The sequence below is a fragment of the Longicatena caecimuris genome, from assembly GCF_004341945.1.
Taxonomy (GTDB): Bacteria; Bacillota_I; Bacilli_A; order Erysipelotrichales; family Erysipelotrichaceae; genus Longicatena; species Longicatena caecimuris.
In genome coordinates this window covers 14,359-39,220 of sequence record NZ_SMBP01000001.1, presented here as the reverse complement: position 1 = coordinate 39,220, position 24,862 = coordinate 14,359, and the positions used below count along the sequence as shown (strand labels likewise).

At 38.2% G+C, this 24,862-nt stretch carries 20 protein-coding genes; 1 reads left to right on the top strand and 19 read right to left on the bottom strand.

The genetic code is table 11. The annotated features are described in order from the left end of the window. Positions 1 to 29: 29 nt before the first annotated feature. The 7 genes from EDD61_RS00170 to EDD61_RS00140 all read right to left on the bottom strand — a co-directional run bounded on the left by EDD61_RS00170 (position 30) and on the right by EDD61_RS00140 (position 9,079). The gene (locus tag EDD61_RS00170; RefSeq protein ID WP_207900919.1) at positions 30 to 2,231 is read right to left on the bottom strand and encodes a RelA/SpoT family protein; all 2,202 of its coding nucleotides are present in this window, start codon (positions 2,229 to 2,231) and stop codon (positions 30 to 32) included. A gap of 41 nt (positions 2,232 to 2,272) precedes the next feature. Further along, on the bottom strand, positions 2,273 to 2,788 hold the full coding sequence (locus EDD61_RS00165; RefSeq protein ID WP_132223132.1) for an adenine phosphoribosyltransferase: 516 nt from the start codon (positions 2,786 to 2,788) through the stop codon (positions 2,273 to 2,275). Positions 2,789 to 2,847: 59 nt separating this feature from the next. Next, on the bottom strand, positions 2,848 to 4,452 hold the full coding sequence (locus EDD61_RS00160) for a single-stranded-DNA-specific exonuclease RecJ (RefSeq protein WP_132223129.1): 1,605 nt from the start codon (positions 4,450 to 4,452) through the stop codon (positions 2,848 to 2,850). A gap of 249 nt (positions 4,453 to 4,701) precedes the next feature. After that, a complete protein-coding gene (locus EDD61_RS00155; protein WP_008978446.1) occupies positions 4,702 to 4,947 on the bottom strand; it encodes a hypothetical protein in 246 nt (81 codons plus the stop codon). A gap of 47 nt (positions 4,948 to 4,994) precedes the next feature. Then, positions 4,995 to 6,212 (bottom strand): tRNA uracil 4-sulfurtransferase ThiI, encoded by a 1,218-nt coding sequence (gene thiI, locus EDD61_RS00150; protein WP_132223126.1) that lies wholly within the window; start codon positions 6,210 to 6,212, stop codon positions 4,995 to 4,997. Further along, positions 6,193 to 7,323 (bottom strand): cysteine desulfurase family protein, encoded by a 1,131-nt coding sequence (locus EDD61_RS00145; RefSeq protein ID WP_132223123.1) that lies wholly within the window; start codon positions 7,321 to 7,323, stop codon positions 6,193 to 6,195. The genes thiI and EDD61_RS00145 overlap by 20 nt, the downstream gene beginning before the upstream one ends. A 1-nt stretch (position 7,324) precedes the next feature. Beyond that, positions 7,325 to 9,079: a septation ring formation regulator EzrA gene (locus EDD61_RS00140; RefSeq protein WP_008688277.1), complete on the bottom strand. Its 1,755-nt coding sequence runs from the start codon at positions 9,077 to 9,079 to the stop codon at positions 7,325 to 7,327. Positions 9,080 to 9,408: 329 nt separating this feature from the next. On the opposite strand from EDD61_RS00140, the gene rpsD reads away from it, so the two are divergent. After that, positions 9,409 to 10,011 carry a 30S ribosomal protein S4 gene (gene rpsD, locus EDD61_RS00135; RefSeq protein WP_008688275.1) on the top strand — a complete coding sequence of 201 codons (603 nt, stop codon included), beginning with the start codon at positions 9,409 to 9,411 and terminating at the stop codon, positions 10,009 to 10,011. Between the two features lie 130 nt (positions 10,012 to 10,141). Here the strand turns inward: rpsD and EDD61_RS00130 are convergent, their stop codons facing one another. From EDD61_RS00130 to EDD61_RS00075, 12 genes are all read right to left on the bottom strand, one after another. Continuing rightward, positions 10,142 to 11,239, bottom strand: a complete 1,098-nt coding sequence (locus EDD61_RS00130; protein ID WP_008688273.1) for a glycerol dehydrogenase — start codon at positions 11,237 to 11,239, stop codon at positions 10,142 to 10,144. A 161-nt stretch (positions 11,240 to 11,400) separates the two neighbouring features. After that, positions 11,401 to 11,751, bottom strand: a complete 351-nt coding sequence (locus EDD61_RS00125; RefSeq protein WP_008688272.1) for a hypothetical protein — start codon at positions 11,749 to 11,751, stop codon at positions 11,401 to 11,403. 198 nt (positions 11,752 to 11,949) lie between these two features. Next, positions 11,950 to 12,276 carry a single-stranded DNA-binding protein gene (locus EDD61_RS00120; RefSeq protein ID WP_008688269.1) on the bottom strand — a complete coding sequence of 109 codons (327 nt, stop codon included), beginning with the start codon at positions 12,274 to 12,276 and terminating at the stop codon, positions 11,950 to 11,952. Positions 12,277 to 12,452: 176 nt separating this feature from the next. Further along, the gene (gene yfmH / locus EDD61_RS00115) at positions 12,453 to 13,736 is read right to left on the bottom strand and encodes an EF-P 5-aminopentanol modification-associated protein YfmH (RefSeq protein ID WP_008688267.1); all 1,284 of its coding nucleotides are present in this window, start codon (positions 13,734 to 13,736) and stop codon (positions 12,453 to 12,455) included. Continuing rightward, complete coding sequence (gene yfmF, locus EDD61_RS00110; protein WP_117547557.1) at positions 13,717 to 14,973, bottom strand: EF-P 5-aminopentanol modification-associated protein YfmF; 1,257 nt, start codon at positions 14,971 to 14,973, stop codon at positions 13,717 to 13,719. The genes yfmH and yfmF overlap by 20 nt, the downstream gene beginning before the upstream one ends. A 142-nt stretch (positions 14,974 to 15,115) precedes the next feature. Next, on the bottom strand, positions 15,116 to 16,066 hold the full coding sequence (locus EDD61_RS00105; RefSeq protein WP_008688262.1) for an ABC transporter permease: 951 nt from the start codon (positions 16,064 to 16,066) through the stop codon (positions 15,116 to 15,118). Further along, positions 16,063 to 17,166, bottom strand: coding sequence for an ABC transporter permease (locus tag EDD61_RS00100; RefSeq protein WP_132223120.1), 1,104 nt, complete (start codon positions 17,164 to 17,166; stop codon positions 16,063 to 16,065). The genes EDD61_RS00105 and EDD61_RS00100 overlap by 4 nt, the downstream gene beginning before the upstream one ends. Beyond that, complete coding sequence (locus tag EDD61_RS00095; RefSeq protein WP_008688258.1) at positions 17,163 to 18,689, bottom strand: ABC transporter ATP-binding protein; 1,527 nt, start codon at positions 18,687 to 18,689, stop codon at positions 17,163 to 17,165. Before EDD61_RS00095 ends, EDD61_RS00100 begins: the two co-directional genes overlap by 4 nt. Before the next feature lie 276 nt (positions 18,690 to 18,965). Further along, positions 18,966 to 20,033, bottom strand: a complete 1,068-nt coding sequence (locus tag EDD61_RS00090; RefSeq protein ID WP_008688256.1) for a BMP family lipoprotein — start codon at positions 20,031 to 20,033, stop codon at positions 18,966 to 18,968. Positions 20,034 to 20,129: 96 nt separating this feature from the next. Further along, positions 20,130 to 20,969: a YjjW family glycine radical enzyme activase gene (locus EDD61_RS00085; protein WP_132223117.1), complete on the bottom strand. Its 840-nt coding sequence runs from the start codon at positions 20,967 to 20,969 to the stop codon at positions 20,130 to 20,132. Next, positions 20,947 to 22,455 (bottom strand): YjjI family glycine radical enzyme, encoded by a 1,509-nt coding sequence (locus tag EDD61_RS00080; protein WP_008688252.1) that lies wholly within the window; start codon positions 22,453 to 22,455, stop codon positions 20,947 to 20,949. Before EDD61_RS00080 ends, EDD61_RS00085 begins: the two co-directional genes overlap by 23 nt. Then, positions 22,448 to 24,844, bottom strand: coding sequence for a DNA translocase FtsK (locus EDD61_RS00075; protein ID WP_008688250.1), 2,397 nt, complete (start codon positions 24,842 to 24,844; stop codon positions 22,448 to 22,450). Before EDD61_RS00075 ends, EDD61_RS00080 begins: the two co-directional genes overlap by 8 nt. Positions 24,845 to 24,862 lie beyond the last annotated feature (18 nt).

Sequence of the window (24,862 nt, the reverse complement as noted above, 5' to 3'; positions counted from 1 at the left end):
CCATTGGAAAAGGTGAGTGTCACCTCACCTTATTGAATAACTCTTTCGACACTTTTTACACTATTGACCTTTCTTAGATTCACCATCAATGTCTGTAAATGAATAGCATTTTCCACAACAACCGTCATTTTTGTCGTTGCTGAAACCTTATCCTCATCAACTGAAGAATCAACATGCTGCAAACCCGCCTTGCATTGTGATACTACCGTCACAATATCGGATAGCAAGAAATTACGATCACTTGACTTCACGATCAGCTTGACTTCATATGTTTTCTGTTCAATGTTTTCATCCCATTCCACATCAATCAAGCGTTGTTTCTCATGCACGATATTGGGACAATCTGTACGATGTACCTTTACTCCTTGTCCTTTTGTTATATATCCTACGATATCATCACCAGGAACAGGAGAACAGCAGGCAGCCAGTGATATTTTCATGGAATCAATACCCGCTACCCGGATACCGGTTGAAGAAACTTTTCGCTTTCGTTCCTGACGATTGAACATTTTCGCTAATTCTTCATTATCTAATGGTACGCTTGTCTTATGTTTCACCAAACGGTCAATGACAGCAGGCAGGGATACTTGTTTAACACCAATCGCATACATCAAATCGTTATAAGAATTAAAACTTAGAGAGCCGGCAATATTTTCAATCTTCTTTTGTTCTGTATATGTCGCAACATCTAAGTTGCGTTTTTTCAATTCTTCCATCAGCATCTCTTCGCCTTTTTTTATATCAAGCGAACGGCGTTCGTTTTCCTGTTTCTGGAAGAATGAGCGTATTTTATTACGTGCATGAGCACTTTTTACAATTTTGATCCAGTCTTCACTAGGACCAGGAGATTGTTTACTTGTACGGATACTGACAACATCTCCTGTTTTTAATTTTGTATTCAATGGCATTAACACACCATTTATCGTAGCTCCAACCGTATGATGACCAACCTCGGTATGAACACGATAGGCAAAATCAATTGGTGTAGAACCATTTGGCAAAGCGATCACTTTACCTTTTGGTGTCATCACATAAACATTAGCCTCAAAGATATCCTTCTGTAATAGATTCATGTATTCCATAGCATCATCATTGACATCATCACTCATGACGCTGAAATCTTTAAACCAATGCAATTGCTCTTCAATTTCTTTTTGGTGCACCTCACGTCCGCCATTTAAATTTTCTTTATAACGCCAATGAGCCGCAATCCCCTGTTCTGCAACCTCATCCATAGATTCTGTTCGAATTTGCACCTCAAATATATTACCATCCTCAGCCACGATGGTCGTATGCAAGGATTGGTACATATTAACCTTCGGCATAGCGATATAGTCTTTAAAGCGTCCTGGAATCGGACGGTATTTCGCATGAATATATCCTAAGATTTCATAACAAGCCGTATCGGTATCTGTAATGATACGAATCGCCAATAAATCAAGAATTTCTTCAAAACGCTTATTTTTCGTTATCATCTTTTTATAAATACTATATAAATGCTTACTGCGTCCGAATATGCGATATTTTATCTGATGCTCATCCAGTAAAGAACTGATTTCTCTAATCATGCTTTGTACCTGTGCATCTCGTTCCGTTTTACGTTTTTCCACCAATTTGGCTATTTCATAATATTTTTCTTTATTTAAATACTGAAAGCACAGATCTTCGAGTTCATTTTTAATATCACTAATACCTAAACGATGGGCAATCGGCGCATAGACCTCCAATGTCTCACTCGCAATTTTTTGCTGTTTCTGCGGCGTCATATATTGTAAAGTACGCATATTATGTAGTCGATCAGAAAGCTTAATCAAAATAACACGCACATCTTTGGCCATCGCGATAAAAATCTTACGATGATTGCTGGCAAGATATTCTTTCTCATCTTTAAACTTCAATGCACCGATCTTTGTGACCGATTCCACCAAAGAAGCAACTTCTTCACCAAACATCTTGCTAATTTGTTCTAAGCAGACATCACAATCTTCCACCACATCATGCAAAAGGCCTGCGGCTATCGTCTTAGGACCAGTCCGCAACATTGCTAATATATAACCTACCTGAATGGCATGTATGATATACGGTTCCCCGCTTTTACGATACTGCCCTGCATGATTTTTCTCTGCACACAAATAAGCGCGTGTAATTAAATCAATATTTTCTTCTTTTTTGATGTATTGACGAACTTCTTGCATCATCTCATCAAATGTAACAACATTCTTCCTTACCATACTAATCACCCGCATTCAAGAAAAGGGGAACTTCCCCTTTTTTATTTATAAGATATTAAGGAGAACACTTCATAATCTTTTAGATGTTCTCTGCCCTGTAAGCCTTCTAATTCAATTAGAAAACCACAGCCCACAACTTCACCGCCCAATTCCTGAACGATCTGAATTGTTGCATCTACCGTTCCTCCGGTCGCCAATAAATCATCGATGATCAAGACTTTTTGACCTTTTTTGATACTATCTTTATGTACATGCAATTCATTACTGCCATATTCCAAATCATAAGAAACACTTACCGTTTCTCTAGGCAGTTTCCCCGGCTTGCGAACAGGAATAAAACCAATACCTAGCTCATAAGCAACCGGGCAGCCAAAGATAAATCCTCGTGATTCTGGTCCAACAATAACCTCAGCCCCTACTTTTCTTGCAAAAGCGATCATTTCATCACAAGCCTGATGAAATGCTTCACCATCTGCCATTAAAGGTGTGATATCACGAAACAGGATGCCTTCCTGAGGAAAATCAGGAATATCGGCAATATAGTCTTTATAATTCATGTGTAAGCCTCCTAACACGTTTCTTTTATTATAGCAAACTCTCTTATAAATTGCATCAGCTAATATGCCTTGGAGACGTAAATATTTACTTTTTTTCGTCCCATGAAAGAATTTATACGTAAATTTCCTATAAAATTCAGGGTCGCTCCTGGGTTATAGAATTCCCAATCGCGACTTTGAAACTGCATTGCTTCTAAATCATCAGTTAAGATCCATTTAGTATGTGCTCCCTTGCTTAAGCTTCGGCAATCCTGCACCTTCTGCTTTTCCAACAAGAACAACGGTTCTTCAAAACCTTCTCCAAATGGTGCTAATAATTGCAGACTCTCAACTTCTGCAATGGTAATTTCGCTTCGTTCCACAGCAATGACATCATAGCTACTATCATTATCAAATACAACCTGTTCCATACGGCTGTTAACATAATCTTGAATCACTTGTTTTTTATCATAAGAAAAGCCTATGCCTGCCGCTGCTTTATGTCCCCCATAGCTAACTAAAGAAGGTTTACATTCATCAAAAAAAGTTGTCAGATCCAACAAACCTTGTGAACGAATACTTCCTTTAAAGTGATCCTGATTGCGGGCTGCCACCATAACTGGCATTTGCAATTCTTCAGCCAATTTTCCGGCCACAAGTCCAGCCATCCCTTCATGAAAAGAATCATCAAACAGTAATTGAAATCGATATTCCTCATGCACTAAGGTTTTGGCTTTTAAAAGCATATCATCACTCATGACTTTTCTTTTTTCATTCAAGTCATTAATTTGTTTTGCCACATGTTGAATTTCTTCCATAGATGTTGACAATAAATATTTTACCGTATTATTTACATTGACCATATCCGCCAATCGACCTGTCACATTTAATTTTGGCACGATTTGATAAGCTATCAGCATCTCATCCCACTTAGGATAACGCTCTTTAGCCAGAAAACGGATTGGTGGACAGATACCCTGTTTTAAATAAGAAATACCTAATTTCACAATCGCTCTTGTTTCCTTATGCAAAGGCATGACATCCGCAATTGCCGCCACACATGCCAAAACGACATGTTCTTTTTTTTCACCAATCAATGCCCTGGAAAGCATCAAAGCCACACCTGCACCACTTAATGTCGTAAATGATTCTCCCATCAATGTTGGGTGCACCAGTTGCAAACATGTGACTTCTTCATCCATACTGTGATGATCTGTAACGATCACATCAATTCCCATCGTGTGTGCAAATGATAATGCCGTTTTCGCTTTCACACCGTTATCTACGGTTATCAAAAGTGTATAACCCTTTTGCTTAGCCAACCCCACGGTATTCTCATGCAAGCCATATCCTTCACTAAATCGATTTGGAATATAAAACCCACAATCAATCCCATAAGAGCGTAAAGCATCCACCATAATAGCGGTAGCGCAAATACCATCTGCATCATAGTCTCCACAAACTAATACTTTTTCTTTCTTTTGCTTTGCTTGATACAGACGATCAGCCACCTCTTTTACGCCATTTGCACAAAACGGATCAGAAAGTTTAGGCTCCTGTAATAATGCTGCTATTTCATCATTGGCTAAATCTTTCGCTGCTAAGACCTTTGCGCATAAGGAAGGCAAACCAAAAGTACACTGTATATCTTCCATTCGTTGTGTCGATAGCTTATTTATCTTCATTAATATCACCGTGGTATATCATAGCATATTTCTTACCAATCCGCATGGAAAAGGCACAAAAAGAATTCCCCTATGTCATCCTTTCTATTATGCTAAATCATTCGATAAAGCAATCTTCTTCAATGAGATTTCATTGAAACAGTAAAGGATACTACTCTTCAAATAGCGTTTCTGTTAACAAAAGAAAAAAAGCCACCAGAGCTTTCTGATGATTCAGAAGTCTAATGACTTTTTTAATGACGCGTTTACTTAACGCTGGTTGTTGTTGGAATTGCTGTTGTTGAAACGATTGTTCTGCTGATTCTGGTTACGATTTCTCTGCTGATTGTTGTTGTTGAAATCATTTTTGAAATCAGAAGAAGAATGTTCACGATCGTATTCATTACGATGATTACGTTTTTCAGCTTCAACATCTGCACCTAATTCAATACCCATTTCGTACTGGTACAAATCTTGATCCTGTTTCTCATTCTGAAACTGTTTTCTTCTTTCCATTTTTATCACCTCACACAAATAGTATGGGTGAGGATAAACATCTTATACTAAAAAATATTTTCGTTTTCTTCTATCATGTCACGGCCTGGATATATATCCACACTTTCCATGCGAGCAATACAATCTTCTATAAGAGACGTAAAATCAAATCGTCCTTCTAAACGTTCTGCACGATGCTTCGTTGGTTTGGTAACCGGATTTTTTGGTGTAAATATCGTACAGCAATCTTCAAATGGCTGTATCGATATATCATATGTTCCGATTTTTTGTGAAATATCAATAATTTCTAATTTATCCAAACAAGCAACTGGACGAATCACCGGCATATCTGTAACACAATTGATCGTTTGCATGCTTTCCAACGTCTGACTGGCCACCTGTCCAATGCTCTCTCCATTCACGATTGCGAGGCAATTTTGCTTTTGGGCCACACGTTCTGCAATACGATACATCATCCTGCGCATGATCGTGATTGCATAAGATTCATCACAATTTTTATAAATGGCCAACTGTAAATCCGTAAAAGGAATAATATGCAAGCGGATATGTCCCTGATATGGAGCTATTGCTCTTGCTAATTCTAGCACTTTATCCTGTGCAGCCTGTGAAGTATACGGTGGAGATGTATAGTGAATACATTCAATTGCGACCCCACGTTTCATCGTCATGTAGCAAGCCACTGGTGAATCTATACCACCACTTAACATTACCAAGGCTTTTCCGCCTACTCCTACCGGATAACCACCATTACCTTTGATTTTTCCTGTCATGATATAGGTTGCCTCTTGATGCAATTCAATCTGTATGCGTAACTGTGGTTCTCTTACATTTACCTTTATATCTGTATTGCGTAAAATTTCCCCAGCTACTTCTCGATTTATTTCATCCGATACCATAGGAAATTGTTTAAAACTTCTCCTAGCCTCAATCTTAAAGGTTTGCGCATCACTTTGTTTTGCCAACACTAGGCATGTTTGTTTGATGACTTCAATATCACTTGCCACCTTCACCGCAAAGGAAAAGGATGAAATGCCAAACACCTGTTGCAAATGTTTTGCTACTGCTTCATGATCTTCACCATTTAGCATGATATACATACGATCATGCGTACGTTCGTATGTCAATTCATTAAAATCTCGTAATGCATTTTTTACATTCGTCAGTAATCGCTTAATGAAATCTTTGCGATTTTTTCCTTTGGTGGATAACTCACCAAAGCGGACCAAAATATGGTCATATGTCAATTTATTTTGTTCGATAGTCATGATGGATCTCCTTTAGTGCTTTTATAAACTTTTCCACTTCATCTTTTGTTGTCATATGTGATAAGGAAACACGAATCGCATGCGTCGCACGTACTTCCCCTAACCCCATTGCCAGTAGCACATGGGAAATCGCCTTACTTTTACTTGAACAAGTACTTTGGGCAGAAACACAAAAACCCTTTGCATTTAATGCGTTTAACATTACCTCACTGCCAATCTTCAAATCAGAAAAATTCAATATGAAACAAGAGGCATCCGCCGGGCTATTGATGATCATATCTTCCATATTTTCAATTTCCCTTCGTAAATATATGTTTAATTCTTGTACATACTGATAAGCTTTTTCCTGTTCCTCTAATGCCAAACGCAGTGTTTTGGCAAATACGATATTTGTTGGCGCATTACTTGTTCCAGCGCGCAATCCTTGCTCTTGCTGACCGCCACTAAGTAACGGCAATAATTCAATATTGCGTTTCTTATATAGAATGGCACTTCCTTTCAAACCATAAATTTTATGAGCTGAGAAGGTTGCCATATCTACATCGTGTAAAGAAATGGGTATCTTTCCTAATCCTTGTACACCATCCATATGAAAAACGGCACGCGAATAGGCATGTACATATGCTGCACATTCTTTAATAGGATTGATAGCCCCCGTTTCATTGTTCACAAGCATCATCGATACAAGTATGGTGTCCTTGCGCAATGCCTTTTTTAGATCTTCCAAATGTATCGTTCCATCGGCATAAACAGGAAGATACGTCACTTCAAAGCCAAACGTTTCTTTTAACTGTTCTAATGCATTATGGATACTGGAATGTTCTACACAGGTTGAGATGATATGCTTCCCTCTGTGGGCATTTTTCCAAGCAAACCCTTTCATTGCATAGTTGTTAGATTCACTCGCACAGGAAGTAAAAAGAATTTCATCCTTTTGCACATGGAAAAGCTGTGCAATTGCTGCACGGCTTTGTTCCATTAATTTTGCTGTAGCCCTTCCTACATCATGTAATGAATCACTATTTCCATAATAGTTTTCTAATAACATTTGATATGTTTCACGTACTTCTTTGCGAATTGGCGTTGTGGATGCATAATCTAAATAGATCATCTTATGCCTCCTCTTTCAATAGATGCGGATCTTTTTTAGCAATTAATTTTTCATAAGCACCCGGATGCATCTTTTCAATACATTGAATACTAATTTTTAAAGCTTTGGTGTATTGTCCATTACGGAAACACAGATCGGCACGTGTCAGTTCTGAATCAATATCGGGATATGTCGATCGATAACGATTACCAAAGACAATGGCATTTTCTACCATCACTGCCATGCCAACTAAATTATTCACACTATTATATAAAGTATAAATATAATCAATGGCTTTACGCAACTCTGCATTCAAATGTTTTACATCTAACGGCGAATTATCCAAAATCACATGAATGTCCTTGATCATCACTTCCCCGCGATGCAAATCATCCTCATATTTTTTCGATACACTTGGTAAGCGATGTTTGCTCATTTTCACCCGGATCTCATTCAAAATCAACTGTAGTTTTACCATTTGTTTCTTCGCTCGTTCTTCATCACTGCAAGCTGTATCTAATTTTTGTTTCATTTCGCTTACTTCATTATGAAAAACAGCACTGCTTTGTTCCAATTCTTTATAAGCGATCAGAATAGAGGTATATGGCTCTTTCTGTTCCTGGATAACTAGCTGTAGTTTTCTTTGCATATCGTTTAATACAGCTAGCTTTGCATTGACCTCTTTTAAACGATCGGTCCAGTTCTCAAAGCCAAATCGTTCATATACACGATTATAGAGTTCCTCAATTCCCTCAACATCTGCATTCATGGTTTTTACACTATCAAAAAGAATGTCCAGGTTTTCATCTACCTCATCAAATGCTTTTTCTTCTTTGGTAATCTGCTCTTGCAATTGAATAATACGTTTTTCACAATCATTTAGATCTTCATTAACTCCATCTGGTTTCCCATTACGTAGACGATTTAAACTTTCTTTCAGCATATCGCTGACGAAGTCAAGATTTTTATGAACTTCTAAATGTTCCAGATAAACCCCTTTATTCTTTGCTTGTGCATATGCATAACCGACTTCATCGATTGCTCTAGGTAACACACCTTTTGCACGTTCATACATACCTGGAAGTATGTCTACCAAATCATTTAGATGAGCAATGTGCTCGCGAATTTCTTTTTGTTCATCAGCAGCTTTGTTGAATTCTGAAGCAAACATCCATTCTTCAAACGATGAAAACATCTTTTCTATGTTAGCAATTTCCATCTCCAGATATTCATACGACTGTGCATAAGATGCTCGGTTTTCTGAAATCTTTCGTTTGATCAAACGGAATTCATCTTTTAATCTATTAATATGTACACGCTGCTCGTTTTCCTGTTCTAATACCTCATCCAATGCTTTATTCACATTCGCTACACGTGATTCCAAAAGCGTCAATTCTTTATCTAAAGCCTCCATGCGATTTAAGGCTGTCTTTACCTTATGCACATAGATCAAATCATCTATTTCGGCCAGCTGCACACTGCTTTCTTTCAGTTTATCCTGAATTTCATCAAAGTCATTACGGCAACTATCTACCCCTTCCGCCATCAATTCATTGACTCTTGATAATGCAACTGCTTTATTTAATTTAAATGCCAAAGGTATGCCTTTTAAGTTGTTGTAACGAATCTCACAATCATCCAATTGCTTCTTAGCTTTCTTTTGGCGAATGACCATCATGATAATCGTCAAAATGATGATAGCGATGATAGCAGCAACGATCCAAATCAATATATCTAGTGATACGACATTTTTTATATTATTTATAAAATTCTCCATAAGGCACCTCTTTCATCCACATTCATTGCTTATATTGTATCATAATTCTGTAAAAATGAGAAAACAAAATTCATCGAGATCTAGAATTCTTATGGTAAATAATGCAAGGAACCATTTGACAACATTTCCACTTTCTGATACACTATAATGGCGTAAAATTGATAGCAGCATGCAAAGTCTTACACAAGCGCGTCTTTGACGTAATACATATACGGGATATCACGTAACTCGGCTGCCTAAGAGCGAAGATATCGTAAGCGAAGACACCAGGTAATGATGATTTGTACTGTTATTGTTTTATAGCCATAAAACAATAAGGAGGACATGAAATGTCAAGAGTAAAAGGACCAGTTTGGAAAACATCCCGTCGTTTGGGTTTCTCAATTCTGGAAACTGGAGAAGAACTTCAGAAACGTGCATACGCACCAGGTCAGCACGGACCTACGAAACGTGTAAAATTAACGAACTATGGTTTACAGTTGCGTGAAAAACAGAAAATCCGCTACATGTATGGATTAAATGAACGTCAGTTCCATAATCTGTTTGTTAAAGCTAGTAAAATGAAAGGTGTAACAGGTGAAAACTTCTTAAACCTGTTAGAATCTAGATTAGATAACTTAGTATATCGTTTAGGATTTGCCCGTACACGTCGCGCTGCTCGTCAGCTGGTTAACCACGGACACATTTTAGTAAACGGTAAGAAAGTTGATATTCCTAGCTTTATCGTAAAACCAGGAACAACGATCGAAGTTAAAGAAAAATCTAAGAACTTAGCAGCCATCAACGAAGCATTGGAAGCTTGCTTAAATACAGTAGCATTCGTAGACGTTGATAAAGATGCTAAAAAAGGTACTTACCTGCGCTTACCTGAACGTAGCGAACTGAACCAGGAAGTAAACGAACTGCTGGTAGTAGAATTCTACAACAGATAATGTTCATAAAAACCGGAGCAATCCGGTTTTTTTATTTATTAATAGTCTTATGTTATATATGAAGCCTATCAAAAAAAACATCTGCTATTATCTTATTAGATATTGCAGATGTTTTAACTTTCTTCTCTTTTTAAATGCCTAAGAAATAATGTCCATAAGCATCCGCTGCCAGAATAGCATCACAAACGGTTGCTGGTGTAACCTCAAATGGCATATTGTGTAATGTGTCATTTTCAGCACAAGCAGCTTCTGCCACGGCCATAATTTTTTCTTTCGTGACTTCGTGAACACCTAACTGCTGTAAAGTGACTGGCAAGCCTAATGCGATGCAGAATTCAATGATTTCCTGCAATTCCTGCGCATCAACATTTTCCAACACAAGTTGTGTGATGGTACCAAATGCCACTTTTTCCCCATGATACATTGCATGACATTCTTCTAATACTGTTAAGCCATTATGAATAGCATGGGCACCAGCCAAACCAGCACTTTCAAAGCCGATTCCAGATAATAATGTATTTGCTTCGATAATTTTTTCAACTGCTGGTGTACACGCTTTTGCCTCTAGTGCTATTTTTGCCTTAACACCCTCTTCCATCAGTGTATCAAAGCACAATCTTGCTAAGGCCATCGCTGCCTGTGTTGTCTTACCTCCTGCACAACTCATTGCATCACTTTGCTCACAAGCACGTGCCTCAAAATAAGTTGCTAAGGCATCTCCGATTCCTGCCATCGTTAAACGTACAGGAGATTGTACAATAATATCTGTATCCATTAAAACCATGTTTGGATTTGCTGGTAAAAACAGATATTCTTCAAAAACACCATCATCCGTATAAATAACAGATAAGGCGCTGCAAGGTGCATCTGTAGAAGCAATGGTAGGACAAATAAGCACAGGCGTTTTCTCATAATATGCCACAGCTTTTGCCGTATCAAATATTTTTCCTCCACCTACTCCAATGATGCAATCACATTTTGTTTCTTTCATGATATTGCATAAACGAGTGATTTCATTTTTGCTGCACTCCCCATGAAAAAAGTCAAAATGATATTCACAAGTACTCTTTGCAAAGCTATCTTCGATCATTTTACCAATACGTTTATAGCCGCCATCACTAATAAGAATCAAAGCCTTTTTCCCATACCCTTGCGTATAGCTTCCCAGTTTTTTCAGTTCCTTAGGTCCTTGCACATATTTACTAGGACTGATTAAGATTTTTGCCACGATAGAATCCTCCTTATTGTCTATATCTATCAATATTTTATATAGAGTAATAGAAATTGTCAATAATTGTCAGAATGTTATGATATTAATGTTGTCAATTAAAAAGAAAAGTGCAGCCATCAATGCTACACTTTTCCTAACATCAATTCATGTATTGGTAGTTAACACACCAAATCTTTTTTTAATGCCTCTTGCAGATTGCGGGCATGACGTACAGCTTCGTGATAATCAAGATTATTGCGGATTAATGGTGTTTCATTCATTAACAACAATTCTCTTGTCTCATCTTCAAAACATACTTGTACTGCCACATTGACTTTTTCATTGCCATTTCCTAAACTGCTACTAGCCGCATTTGCAATCGCGTTAGCAACTTCAACACCGCCAGACTTTAAGACAGGTGATATAATAACTTCAACTTTAGCCTTAGCCGGCAAGGAATGATGATTTTCTGACTTTGTAAAGAGTATTTCGTGCGAATCTGTTATTTTATAAAACAAATCTTTTTTCATTTTCCATACCTCCTTTTTACATAAGTCATCTCTTACTTCTATTATGCTCCATCTCTTGTAAAAGTCAATGACATGCAAATGGATTTTACTCTTTTTTGATATAGCAAGCCAAAATGCGCTCATAGTTTGATATACATTCTTATGAATTTAAAAAAGAGCAATACTATAATAATACTTAAAAAACGGGACAAAAGCTGTTTAGCTTTGCCCCTCTCTTTGTATCAATGATACATATTCAGCAATAATATCATAAGATCGATGTTGCTGCCCATCATTACCTTCAAACGTATGCGATTGTATTCTTCCCTTCACTGCTACCGTGTCACCCTTTTGAGCAACCTCGGAAGTTGTTTGGGCAATTCCTTTCCATAACGTAACTGCCAAAGTGTCAACTTCATACACCCCTTCACTGTTAGGAAATGCTCTTCGTACATTAATCTCCATCACGGCGAATTTATTTCCCATCGCTGATTCACGAAGCTTTGGAGGTTCGACAATATTTCCCACAAAAGCCACTAGATTCATATAAATAATCTCCTTTCACAACATTTGTTGTCTCTTTATGGCTTACATTATGTCAAAGGATGCTCCTTTGTGCAATTTCACGTATTTGTATGAAATAAAGAAAAAAGATGAAATCAGGCTGATTATTTATACTCTTTCCAACCTATTTCATCTCTATTTTACAAATTTGGTTAAAGTTACTTGCTTTTTTCTGGCAATAACGTAACGATACTGCAATGTCCCTGCTTTAGCTTATTTGCTGCATCTTTAATATCTTTTTCATCAATAGCATCTAGAATATCCATTGAAGAAAAGAAATCTGTCTTGTCAAAGTAGCAACGAGCCGATGTAATGACAATATCATCAAAACTGTTTAAGCTTCGTATCGCTTGTCCAAAATAACGTCGTTTCAATTGCTGTAACACTTTTTTATCAATATCGCCAGATTCCATACGCTTTAATGTATCCTGCACAATTTCTTTAAATTTTTCTTGTTTTAATGTTTCGGCGTAAAACATTATCATTCCATAATCTTTTCCTAAGTCTACTTCACAACCGACATAGTCATTAAAAATCTTATCATCTAACCATGTTTGAAAATCTGGATACAACGAACTGAAATAGGCATCGAGTAATATACGAATACACCATTCTTCCTTCATGCGTTGGGATACATCCTCTACACCATCTAACTTATAGGCGATGGATACCTTTGGCAACGTAACATCCATTGAAAATGTATAAGTCTCACGTGCTGGCTTTTCACTTTCATCAAATTCTAACCGCTTGATACCTGCCATTTTAGGGAATTTTTTCCCACTCTGATTTTCGCGGATAATTTTCATTATATTCTCAGGATCTTCGCTGCAAACACCCACCAACACCATATTGCTAGGATGATAATTAATACGATAACATTCTTCTAACTGTTCTAAAGTAATGGATTGCACACTGTCATCATCGCCGCCAATATCATAGCGTAGTGGATGATTTTTATACAAGGATGCATATGTTTCCATCAGCAAACGCGAATCGCTCATTTGTTTATACATATGGAGTTCTTGTATGATGATGCCCTTCTCTTTCTCTACACTTTCTTCATCAATGGCAAGTTCTTGCACAAAATCAAGTAATAGTTTCAATGGTTCCTCGATTGCATTACTTGTGGTGAAATAATATGCCGTTTCTGTATAGGAGGTAAAAGCATTGACATTTGCCCCCATTGTTGAAAAAGCATCCATGACATCCCCATCTTTCATTTCGAACATCTTATGTTCAAGAAAATGAGCAATACCTGCAGGGAAATGATATTCTTTACCATTTTCATCAACCTGTTTCATATCCATGGCACCTAAAGGGGTTACCATCATAAACATGGATTTCACATAATCTTTTTTTTGCCAAAGGATAACATGCAGACCATTTTCTAAAGTTTCTTCAAAGCGCGTCTCTTGATAACGCTCATTCACAATTTTCTTCATCGTCATCCTCCTTTGTCACTACGACTCCCATCTTATACTCACAACGCTTCATGACTTCCATAACTTCCTCACGCGTTACCTTCTCTACCATATCCATCAAATCTGATACACTATAATCCCTTTGTAATAAAGCATTTTGATAAGCGAATGCCATCAAAGAATACATGCTATCCTCACTTGCTTTTAAAGAATTAATGACCATACGTTTACTGGTATTTAACAAATCTTCGCTAAAATCTCCCTCACAAACACGGTGGAATTGTGTTTGAATTAATTCCATTGTTTTATCAATATGTTCTTTCTCAATCCCTGTAGTTACTCCCATAGCACCGTCATAGCTAATTAAGTTCGAAAAAATGGAATAACACAAGCTGCGTTTTTCACGAACTTCTTGAAAAAGTAAGGATGTTGAATATTGTCCAAACACAGCATTTGCCACACGTAATGCATAATATTTTTCATCAGTAATCGGGGTATGGGTAAACCAGGTCATCATGATGTAGCTTTGTGAAATATGCTTGGTTAATCGTTTCGTCTCACTCTTTCGCTCATTTTCAACACAATACCAGCTTTGCATTTGCGTATTACGCGGTGTGAAACGCAGCGTTTCTTTTACCAGCTTTAAAATGCTATCTTCTTCTATGTCACCACAAACAAGAATATCGATTAAATCTTCTTTCATCATCTCTTGATAAATCTGTTGTATATCGGATAGTGTCAATTGTTCAACTTGCTCATAAGTACCAAGCGCCGAGATTCCTAAAGGTGTTCCTTTGCCTGCCTCGCGTAAACCGCATGTAATAGCATATTGTGATGGATCATCTTGCATTCGTTTGATTTTTGCCAACAAGATTTCTTTGTTTTCATGAAACACCTCTTCTTTAAGCAATGGTGAGAAAATAACCTCATGGAGAAATGCAAAGGTATCTTCTAACAAGGTGTTTTCTTCATTTAGAAAAGATGGATTAATGATTTTTGAACGTAGTTCAATGATCTGACTTGCCCCAAAACCGGCTGTTTGAGCTGTTAAAGTCGCACCATAAAGCTCATCCTGCATCTCACTCATCTTTAATTTTGTATCATATTTCTGACAGCGGTCTACCAACATGAGTGCCAGTAAAGAGCGCTTTGCCGATTTACCATCTTGTAAGGTATTGCGAAAGCGTACACTGATGCCGATATCTTTAAACTTTGTGGTTGGAATAAATTGTACCTGAATGCCATTTGTTATTTGCATATCTTCTACCTCCGTAGTTATTAGTATGAACAATCAAATTATTTTTATATCATTATTGGCATATTATACCATATACAATACAAAAAAAGAACCGTCGGCAATAGCACACGACGATTCTATCTGATCATTTTGACATTCTTTTTTAACGTTTACCTGAATCATATATCTCACCAGATGCCTTAGGTCCTACGGAACTGCGGGCAAATAGCAATAAGGCGATAATTGTCAACAGATATGGCAAAGCAAAGAATACTTCACTAGGCAGTGATTTTAAGAAGGGAATCTGTCCAGAATAATCACTCAACACCTGCGAGAAACCAAAGAAGATACCGGCCCCTAAACAGCCAAATGGTTTCCACTTACCAAAAATCAAACAAGCCATGGATATAAAACCAATTCCATGAATAGAGAATACTGTAAACTGAACATCCAATGACAGTACCATAATAGCACCTGCTAAACCACCTAAGCAACCGGAAATCAAGACACCGATATAGCGCATTTTTTCCACATGGATTCCCATGGAAGCACTGGCTTGCGGATACTCACCACAAGAGCGCAGATGCAGACCAAACTTTGTCTTAAATACAACAAACCAGGTAATGATTGCCAAAGCAATCGCTAAATAAAAGGTTGGAAATACATTTGTGAAGAATAATGGTCCAAGTACTGGTATATCCTTTAAAACGGGCACTGATATTCTTGAAAAGCTTTCAATGAATTGTTCAGAACGCTGTGCATTAAAGATAATCTGACATAGATAGACAGTAAGTCCTGTTGATAGCATATTTAATGCTGTACCAGAAATGGTTTGATCTGCTTTTAAACTTACAGATACAAAAGCATGTATTAAAGAATACAGACAACCTGCCAACAAACCGGCTAAAATACCGATCCAAGGTGCTAAACTACCAAAAGAGCTTTCCAACAATAAAGAAACGGTAGCACCAAAGAAAGCTCCAACAAGCATAATGCCTTCCAATGCAATATTTACTATACCGCTTCGTTCAGAAAATAATCCACCTAGTGCACATATAACAATTGGAGTAGCGACACCAAGTGCCAAAGGAAACATCTGAAATAATAAGGTCATACACTCTTCTCTCCCTTCGGCTCTTTTGCGTCCTTTTTATGACGCAATTTCGATAACTTATTTAATATAATGCGAATGCCATACTGCATTGCCACAAATAATACGATAGCAGCTGATATAATCTCTCCGATTTCCTTAGGAATACCTACGGATTGTAAGATTGGCTGTGCCACCTTTAACAAACCGAACAGTAAGCCAGCTAATACAACACCAATAGCATTGCAGGCACCCGTTAAGGCAACGGCAATACCATCAAAACCATAATTTTCAAAAGAAGATAATACACGTCCATAGTTAAAAGTTCCAAGGGAAATGATCGCACCGGCTAAGCCAGCCATTGCACCAGCAATCATCATAGAATAGACGATGTTACGTTCTACCTTCATGCCGGCATAACGAGCACCTTCTTTATTAAAACCCGTAGCACGCAAGCCATACCCAAAGCTTGTTTTCTCAATGATAAACCAATATGCCAAAACAGCTAGGATGACAAAGAAAATACCTAGATTTAAACGTGAATGGTTCGTCAAAGATTCAAAGAAAGAATTGCTTAAGCTTGCCGATTCCGGTATCAAAGCTGTTCGTGACGTATCCGAACCCGGAAGTTGTACATATACATAATTAGCTAAGTACATACCGATATAATTCATCATGATACAAATAACAACTTCATGAAGATTAAACTTACTCTTTAAGATTCCCGGCAAAAAGCCCCATGCAGCCCCCGCAAGTATGCCTGCCAATACAGAAACTAGCATATGAACAACAGGAATCTGTGGGAATAAGACGGCAGTTGCAATAGATGCACAAGCTCCCACCATTAGCTGCCCTTCTGCACCGATATTAAACAAACCGGTACGATAAGCAAAGGCAACCGATAGTCCTGTTAAAATAATTGGCATACTAGCAACAATAAATTCACCGATATAACGCGGATTGATAGAGCCACCTTTGATTAAATCTAGACCACTGGCACCACGCACTAAACCATAAAACAAATAGAAAGGATCACGTCCTGTTAAGAGAAGGATAACAACTCCTAACAAAACACCAAACAGAATTGCCAGAAGTGATATTTTTAAAGCATCTTTATTTTTCATTCATCTTCACTTCCCTTCTTTGAACCTGACATATAAAGACCCAATTCCTTGTCATCCGTATCTTTTGCCAGCATTTCCCCATTTTTATGTCCATCAAATAGAACAACGATACGATCGGAAAGATCCAAAACTTCATCTAACTCAAAAGATACTAGAAGAACGGCTTTTCCTGCATCACGCTCAGCGATGATTCTTTTATGTATGTATTCAATTGCCCCAACATCTAAACCACGCGTTGGTTGTACGACTAACAACAAATCGGGACTGCGCTCAATCTCACGGGCAATAATTGCTTTTTGCTGATTACCACCGGACATACTGCGTGTAAGGGAATCCTTACCTTCACCGCTTCGCACATCAAATTCTTCAATCAGTTTATCAGCATACGCATCCATAACATCTTGTTGCATGATCATGTTTTTACAATATGGCTTACGATCATATTCATGAATAATAAAGTTTTCTTTTAAATGGAAATCAAGTATGAGTCCATGCTTATGACGATCTTCTGGTATATGTCCCATTCCTTTATCAAAACGATCACGAATGCTTGTATGGGTAATATTTTCACCCTTCAAAAGAATTTCACCGCTCTCTACAGAGGTCAAACCGCTTAATGCATGCACAAGTTCTTCCTGTCCATTTCCATCAATACCAGCAATACCAACGATTTCCCCTGCCCGTACGCTTAAATTAAAATCCTTAAGTCCTAAGACGCCTTTACTATTTTTTACATTCAGATGTCTTGTTTCCAAAACCACCTCACCAGGAGCATGGGGTCCTTTTTCTACCTTAAAATTCACTTCACGACCGACCATCATTTCGGCCATTTGCTGTGTCGATGTTTCTGCAACATTGACCGTACCGATATATTTTCCACGACGCAATACACTGCACTCATCAGCAACTTGCTTGATTTCATTCAGCTTATGTGTGATAAGCAAAATACTTTTTCCTTCTTTAATCAGCTTTTGCATGATTTCCATCAAATCTTCAATTTCCTGTGGTGTTAATACAGCAGTAGGTTCATCAAAAATCAAAATGTTTGCATTGCGGTAGAGCATTTTTAATATTTCTACACGCTGTTGCATGCCAACCGTAATATCGGAAATTTTGGCATATGGATCAACATTTAAACCATACATCTTAGAAAATTCTTCGATTTTCTTCGCCGCTGATTTAATATCTACCATACCAAATTTGGTAGGTTCCATACCAAGGATGATATTTTCAGTAACTGTAAAGCATTCCACCAGTTTAAAATGCTGGTGCACCATACCAATGCCTAGCTGGGTTGCATCATTTGGATCATTGATCTTGACTTCTTTGCCATTTACCTTGATCGTTCCACTGGTTGGCTGATATAAGCCAAACAAAATGGACATCAGTGTAGATTTTCCCGCACCATTTTCACCAAGCAAAGCATGAATGCTCCCTTGCTTTAGGCGTACAGTCACATTGTCATTTGCACGAATACCAGGAAAATCTTTTGTGATATTCAGCAGTTCAACTGCATAAGTCATAGGTTTCCTCCTTTAGATTCATGAAAACAATATACGAAAATAATGTTTTCGTTATAGCAAATCATGCGTACTCATATCTTACAAAGGATTCACACACTCCATGTAGTAGGCGAGTTACGCAAATGATTGCTCATTACTGATTTATTATATCATATTTTTTATTAGGAAATATACAAAAACAGACAGGAAAAGAATAACTTTTTTATCTTTACGTTACTCTCTTTCATGCAAAAAAAGTCTCTCACAAGAGAGACTTTATCACATATGTAGAAATAATTAACCGTTGCTTCCTGGAGCAATCGTACGTTCTGCAGAAACTTTGATTTCACCAGATTTAATTTTAGCAGATGCATCTTCAACAGCTTTCTTGATGTCATCAGACAGGTTAGGATTTTCATCAGGTAAACCTACACCATCATTTGAACTGTCATAAGTCTGTAAACCAGCTTTAAACTTGTTGTCCAATACAGATTTAGAAACAGCCTCTGTAACAGCATCTACACGTTTCAAAGCAGAAGTTAAAGTTACAGATTTATTTTCTTTCTTATCATAGATACCTGTGCTGAACTGATCGGAATCAACACCGATAACCCAAACTTTTTCACCTTTTTTAGCGCGGTCTTTGGCTGCAGCGAAGACACCGTTTCCAGTACCACCTGCTGCGTGATAAATAACCTTAGCGCCTGCAGAGTAATGTTTTTCAGCTAAAGATGTACCTTTTTCCGTTTTATCATAACCACCAGCATAATCTACATAAATTTTGATGTTTTTATCTACTGATTTAACACCTTGTTCAAAACCAGCCTGGAAAGCACGAATCAAATCAACATCTTCACCACCGATAAAGCCAACAGCATTTCCGCCTTCAGCCTTTGCCTGCATAGCTGCAGCCACACCAGCTAAATAAGAAGATTCTTCTGCTTTAAAGGTAGCACTCTGTACGTTTTCAGAATCAATCACCGTATCGATTACCAAGAATTTTGTATCTGGATTTGCTTTTGATACATTTGCCATTGCATCATTAAATTTATAACCAGCTGCAACAACTAAATCATAACCATCTTCTGATAACTGATTTAGGTTTGGTTCATAGTCAGCATCACCTTTTGATTGTAGATACTTGATGCAGTCCGTACTGATATTATTGTCTTTTGCGAACTTTTCAATACCTTTCCATGAACCCTCATTGAATGAGTGGTCATCAATACCACCGGTATCCGTAACAAAGCCGATTTTTACCGGACAGTCTTTCTTCTTGCTGTCACCATCGTCTTTGCTGCCGCAACCGGCAAGAGTTGTCGCAGCCATCATCGCGACCAAACTCAGTTTTGCAAATTTGTTCATAAGGTTCTCCTCCATTTATTCGACCTTCCTAATGGTCCTATCAAAAGTTTACAATTAATCTTATCTTTTGTCAAGAAATTAAGCCCTTACAAAGCCCTAGATTATGATCGAAGTCGTATTACCATTTTCCTCACAGATTTGCTTATACTGAGCCACATACATTTGCGAAACCGTTGTATTTCCCAGCGCTTTCAAACCTTCTTCACGCACTCCATATTGGCGGTACCGTATCAGTTTATATCGACTTTGCTGTTTCAAAAGCTCACTGACATAGCGTACTGTTTTCTCATTTTGTAAATCTTGATTAGGTAAAATCACCGTACGTACTTCTTCCAACTTCTGTGTATGTAACAAATACGCTAGATTTTTTAATACCATAGTATTGTCACAGCCGGTAAGATATTGATGAAATTTTGCATCAACTGCTTTGACATCCAACATGACCCCATCACAAACTGCCATCAGCTGAGGATATTGTGAAAAGTCGTAATACCCATTACTGTCAATCAAACATGTTAACCCAAGCTTTTTTACTTTTTTAAATAGGTCCAATAGGAAAGCCGCATGATTCATACACTCTCCTCCACTCACCGTGATTCCTCGCAGAAAAGCTTTTTTAGCTTTGATTTGCTCAACTAATTCTTCTACGCTCATATAGCGTATCTTAGGTGATGCTAAATGCGTACACGTATGAATACATGTATCACAATCTACGCATTTCTCAGAATTCCACAAGACCTTTCCCGCTTCCAATGTCAAAGCGTTTGTTGGACAAGTTGTAACGCAGTCCCCGCAATGCATGCACATATGGATTGTTTCGGGATTATGGCAATACAAACAGGAGAAGGGACAGCTTTGAAAAAAGATGGCGCAGCGATTACCTGGGCCATCTACATTGGAAAAAGGAATGATCTTATTTACGGGCGCTTTCATCATATACACGACGATCCAGAGCGTTTGCTGTGTTACGTGCTCCCTGTCCAAACACGGTCACATTATTCAAACTTGCTTCTTGGCGGTCCAATTTTTCAATTTCACTTTTCTTTACCAGATATCCGGTCACGCGTACTACATCATTATCCGCATTATAGCCGGTAAAATAGCGCATACCTTGAGCAAAGGCTCCCTTGATGATATCCAATAATGCATCCGGTGTATTGTTCCATGTATCATCAAATTTAAAGATATCACCGATTCCGGATACAAAATACTTATGGAAATTGCACTCTACAGCGATATGATCACATAAATCCGGTTCACAGCCAATCGGGATACGAGCACCTGGTGAATTTTCGCGGCCATCACTGTCGATACCAACCTGTGCATGCAGCACATATTGGTTATGACAGCCTTCACAATACAGACCATGATGGTTTTTTACCATCGTTTCAATCGCATTCATGATTTCGACACCAAGTTGATGTGCTTTTTCATTATGTCCATAACCTTCCTTAGGATCTTTTATACCTAAAAGATGGTTGCAGCATTCTGCCAAGCCTACAACACCAAACATACCTGTGAAGTTTTCACGTTTAACAAAGCCTTCTTTTACCAAGAAATTAGCCTTGAAAAAGTTACTTTCCTCTACGATATAGCGAATACGATCGTCCATAAATTCTAACATCATGTTTACATAATATGGTAAGATATGCTCCATGAAATCAGCTTTATCTTTTGCCTTGCTAGCTACATTATATAAGCGTATTCTTGGCAGCGTATAACCGCCTCCACCGATCTTTAACGCATTGTAGCAACTGGCGATGCCATATTCTCCGATACCATCTTGTCGATACATGACATCATTAGCAAAGCTTGGTTTAGCTGTTGCCAGCATACAATCAATGCAGGCTTTCGCAAACTCATCGCTTGTCCGTTCTGGATCATACAATAAAGTAACATTTGGTATTGCTAACTGCATTTCTTTTGTTAGATCTAAGATGATTCTTGCCACACGACAATCTTCTGGTCCGATGTTGGCATGTACAAAAGAATCCGTCAACGTTTTATCGATATGCAGCAAAAACAGACGCAACGCTTTACGCGTTTCTTCTTCGTCCTTATCAAATGGAGTGAATAAATCAGCAAAGTTACCCAGATAGACAGGAAAAGAAGTAATGCTTGGAACATGTTTGTACATAATTAATAAAGCATTGGTAGCTTCCCAGATATCTGTCGGTGGCTGCAAGCCTAAAAATGCGCAACCTTCTTTCATCAACTTTTGATAATCCGGCAAGATATAGCGAGGGCGATAAGGTGCTCTTCCTTCTCCTAAATCACATAAAGTTTCTTCCTCCAATGCCTTTTTCATCTCCGGTTTTAAAGGTAATGAATCATCATCGTTTTCAGCCAATCTGGCTAATGCCAATAATTGTTGCTGATAAGTTAGTGTAGGGTCACTGATAATATCTTTTACTCTACTCATCAAAATCATCCTCCTCATAGCGTACAAGCACCTCACGCGGCTTAGAACCACGACTAGGTCCGATAACGCCTTGTTCCTCCAATACGTCGATCAACCGCGCAGCTCTGGCATAGCCAATACTGAACTTACGCTGTATCAATGATGTACTAGCCTTCCTAGTACTTATTATAAAAGATTTTACCTCTTCATACAAGGGATCTGCACTTTCCTGCGTAGCAGCATATTCACTATCTACAGCCTCTAAACGTAAAAAAGCATCCTCATATTTGGGTTTTCCTTGGGCACTGACAAAGTCACAAATGCTCTGTACCTCCGCATCACTTACAAACACACCTTGTACACGGGTAGGATTGGTCTCTCCCACCGGGATATATAACATATCTCCATAACCTAAGAGCTTTTCTGCACCCATCTGGTCCAGTATCGTTCGTGAATCCACAGCGCTAGATACCGCAAAAGCGATACGCGATGGAATATTGGCCTTAATGACACCAGTGATAACATCGACACTAGGGCGTTGTGTGGCTACGATCAAATGAATCCCGGCTGCGCGTGCCAACTGCGTAATACGTTGAATACTTGCTTCAACCTCTTTCGCTGCAACTAACATTAAATCAGCTAATTCATCTATGATGACAACGATCCACGGTAGTTTTTCTAAACCATCCTCAGGATGATTTTCAATATATGTATTATAGCCGGCAATGTTACGTACACCCGCCATAGCAAATAGTTCATAGCGTTTATCCATCATGGCCACAATTACCTTTAAGGCGCGATTTGCTTCCTCTCCATCGGTAATGACCGGACCTAACAGATGGGGAATTTGCTTATAAGGTGTAAACTCCACCTTTTTGGGATCTACTAATAGCAACTTGACCTCATCTGGTCTTGCACGCATTAATATAGAGGTAATGATAGAATTCACACATACACTTTTCCCGCTTCCGGTTGCTCCAGCAATTAACAAATGGGGCATCTTGTTGAGTTCTCCATATACACAGCTGCCCATGAGATCTTTTCCTAAGGCAAACAACATTTTTTTATCCTGGTACTTTTCCGGAACTGATTTCATCAATTCTTTCATGCTAACACTAGTTTTTTCCACATTGGGAATCTCGATGCCAACAGCACTTTTGCCAGGTATCGGTGCTTCAATTCGGATATCTTTTGCTGCTAGTGCCATTTTAATATCATATTGCAAATTGCTGATTTTATTGACACGCACGCCAAGATCCGGCTTTACTTCAAATTTAGTGACAGATGGTCCAATGTGCGTAGCCATTAAAGTAGCACGTACACCAAATTCATCTAAGATTTCAATCAACCGCTGGCCACTTTCATTTGCTGCCTTGATATTCGCAGTACTGCGGGCTTTTTTTCCTATATCATTTAACAAGGTCAGCTTAGGCAACTTATATTTTGACCAATCCTCTTTAAAACTACTTACGAATGTATCACTTTTTCCTATCGTTTCTTCAATGATTCGTTTATCTTCCTTTTGCTGTTGCACGGCTTTTGAAGCTGTACCAAAACCTATGACAACCTCATCCTCTTCCTCATGAGCATCCTGGCTTGACACAAGCGGTTCAAAAGCATCATTGCGACCATCCGTAATAATATCAAACTCATCATCCACATCTAAGAAAGACACCTGTCCTGGACGAACGCGTTCTTCCAAGTTGATCTTACCAAACATGCTTTCCTTAGCAGGTGTGGTATTTGCTTGTTCACTCGTCTTTTCGACCTTTTGTTCCTTTTTCAACGCTTTCTTATTTCGTCGCTGTTCACGTTTGGCTTGAGCATTTTCTTTCATTGAGGAAAAAGGCTTTTGGAATGCGGATGCCCCTTGCCGTAAATACGCAAATAAAGGCCCTGATATAAGCAAAATACAGCCTAAGACCACTAAAGCGATGATAATGATCTTAGTACCCGTATAATCCACCAAAAAAGTCGTGATGGACACAAGAAAAGCACCAATCAGTCCACCACCAATCTGTTCACCATGAAAAACTTGCGCACTGTTGCCAAGAAAATGGGATAGTATGTCCATCCCCGTTAGTTTTTCATCATTAGGCAGACTTGCCGCAATTAGCCATGCGCTCAGTAAAACGATGACCCCTGTTGTATATTTCAGAGGTACATCGCTAATATTTTTCTTAAGCATCCACATGAAGGAAAAAACAATGATAAGACCGTAAACGACACCATATAGATTTCCAGTCACATATTGGATAACACCTGTGATCAGATTGCCTAAAAAGCCAATTTCCAGACATCCGATAATGGATAAGGTAATGAGGACCAAGGCATAAATATAAACCAGAATTTCATTTTCAGCTGCCTGTTTTTTCTTTTGCGCTTTCTTTGTTTTCTTTTTTGCTGCCATACTGTCCTCCCTTCTCTA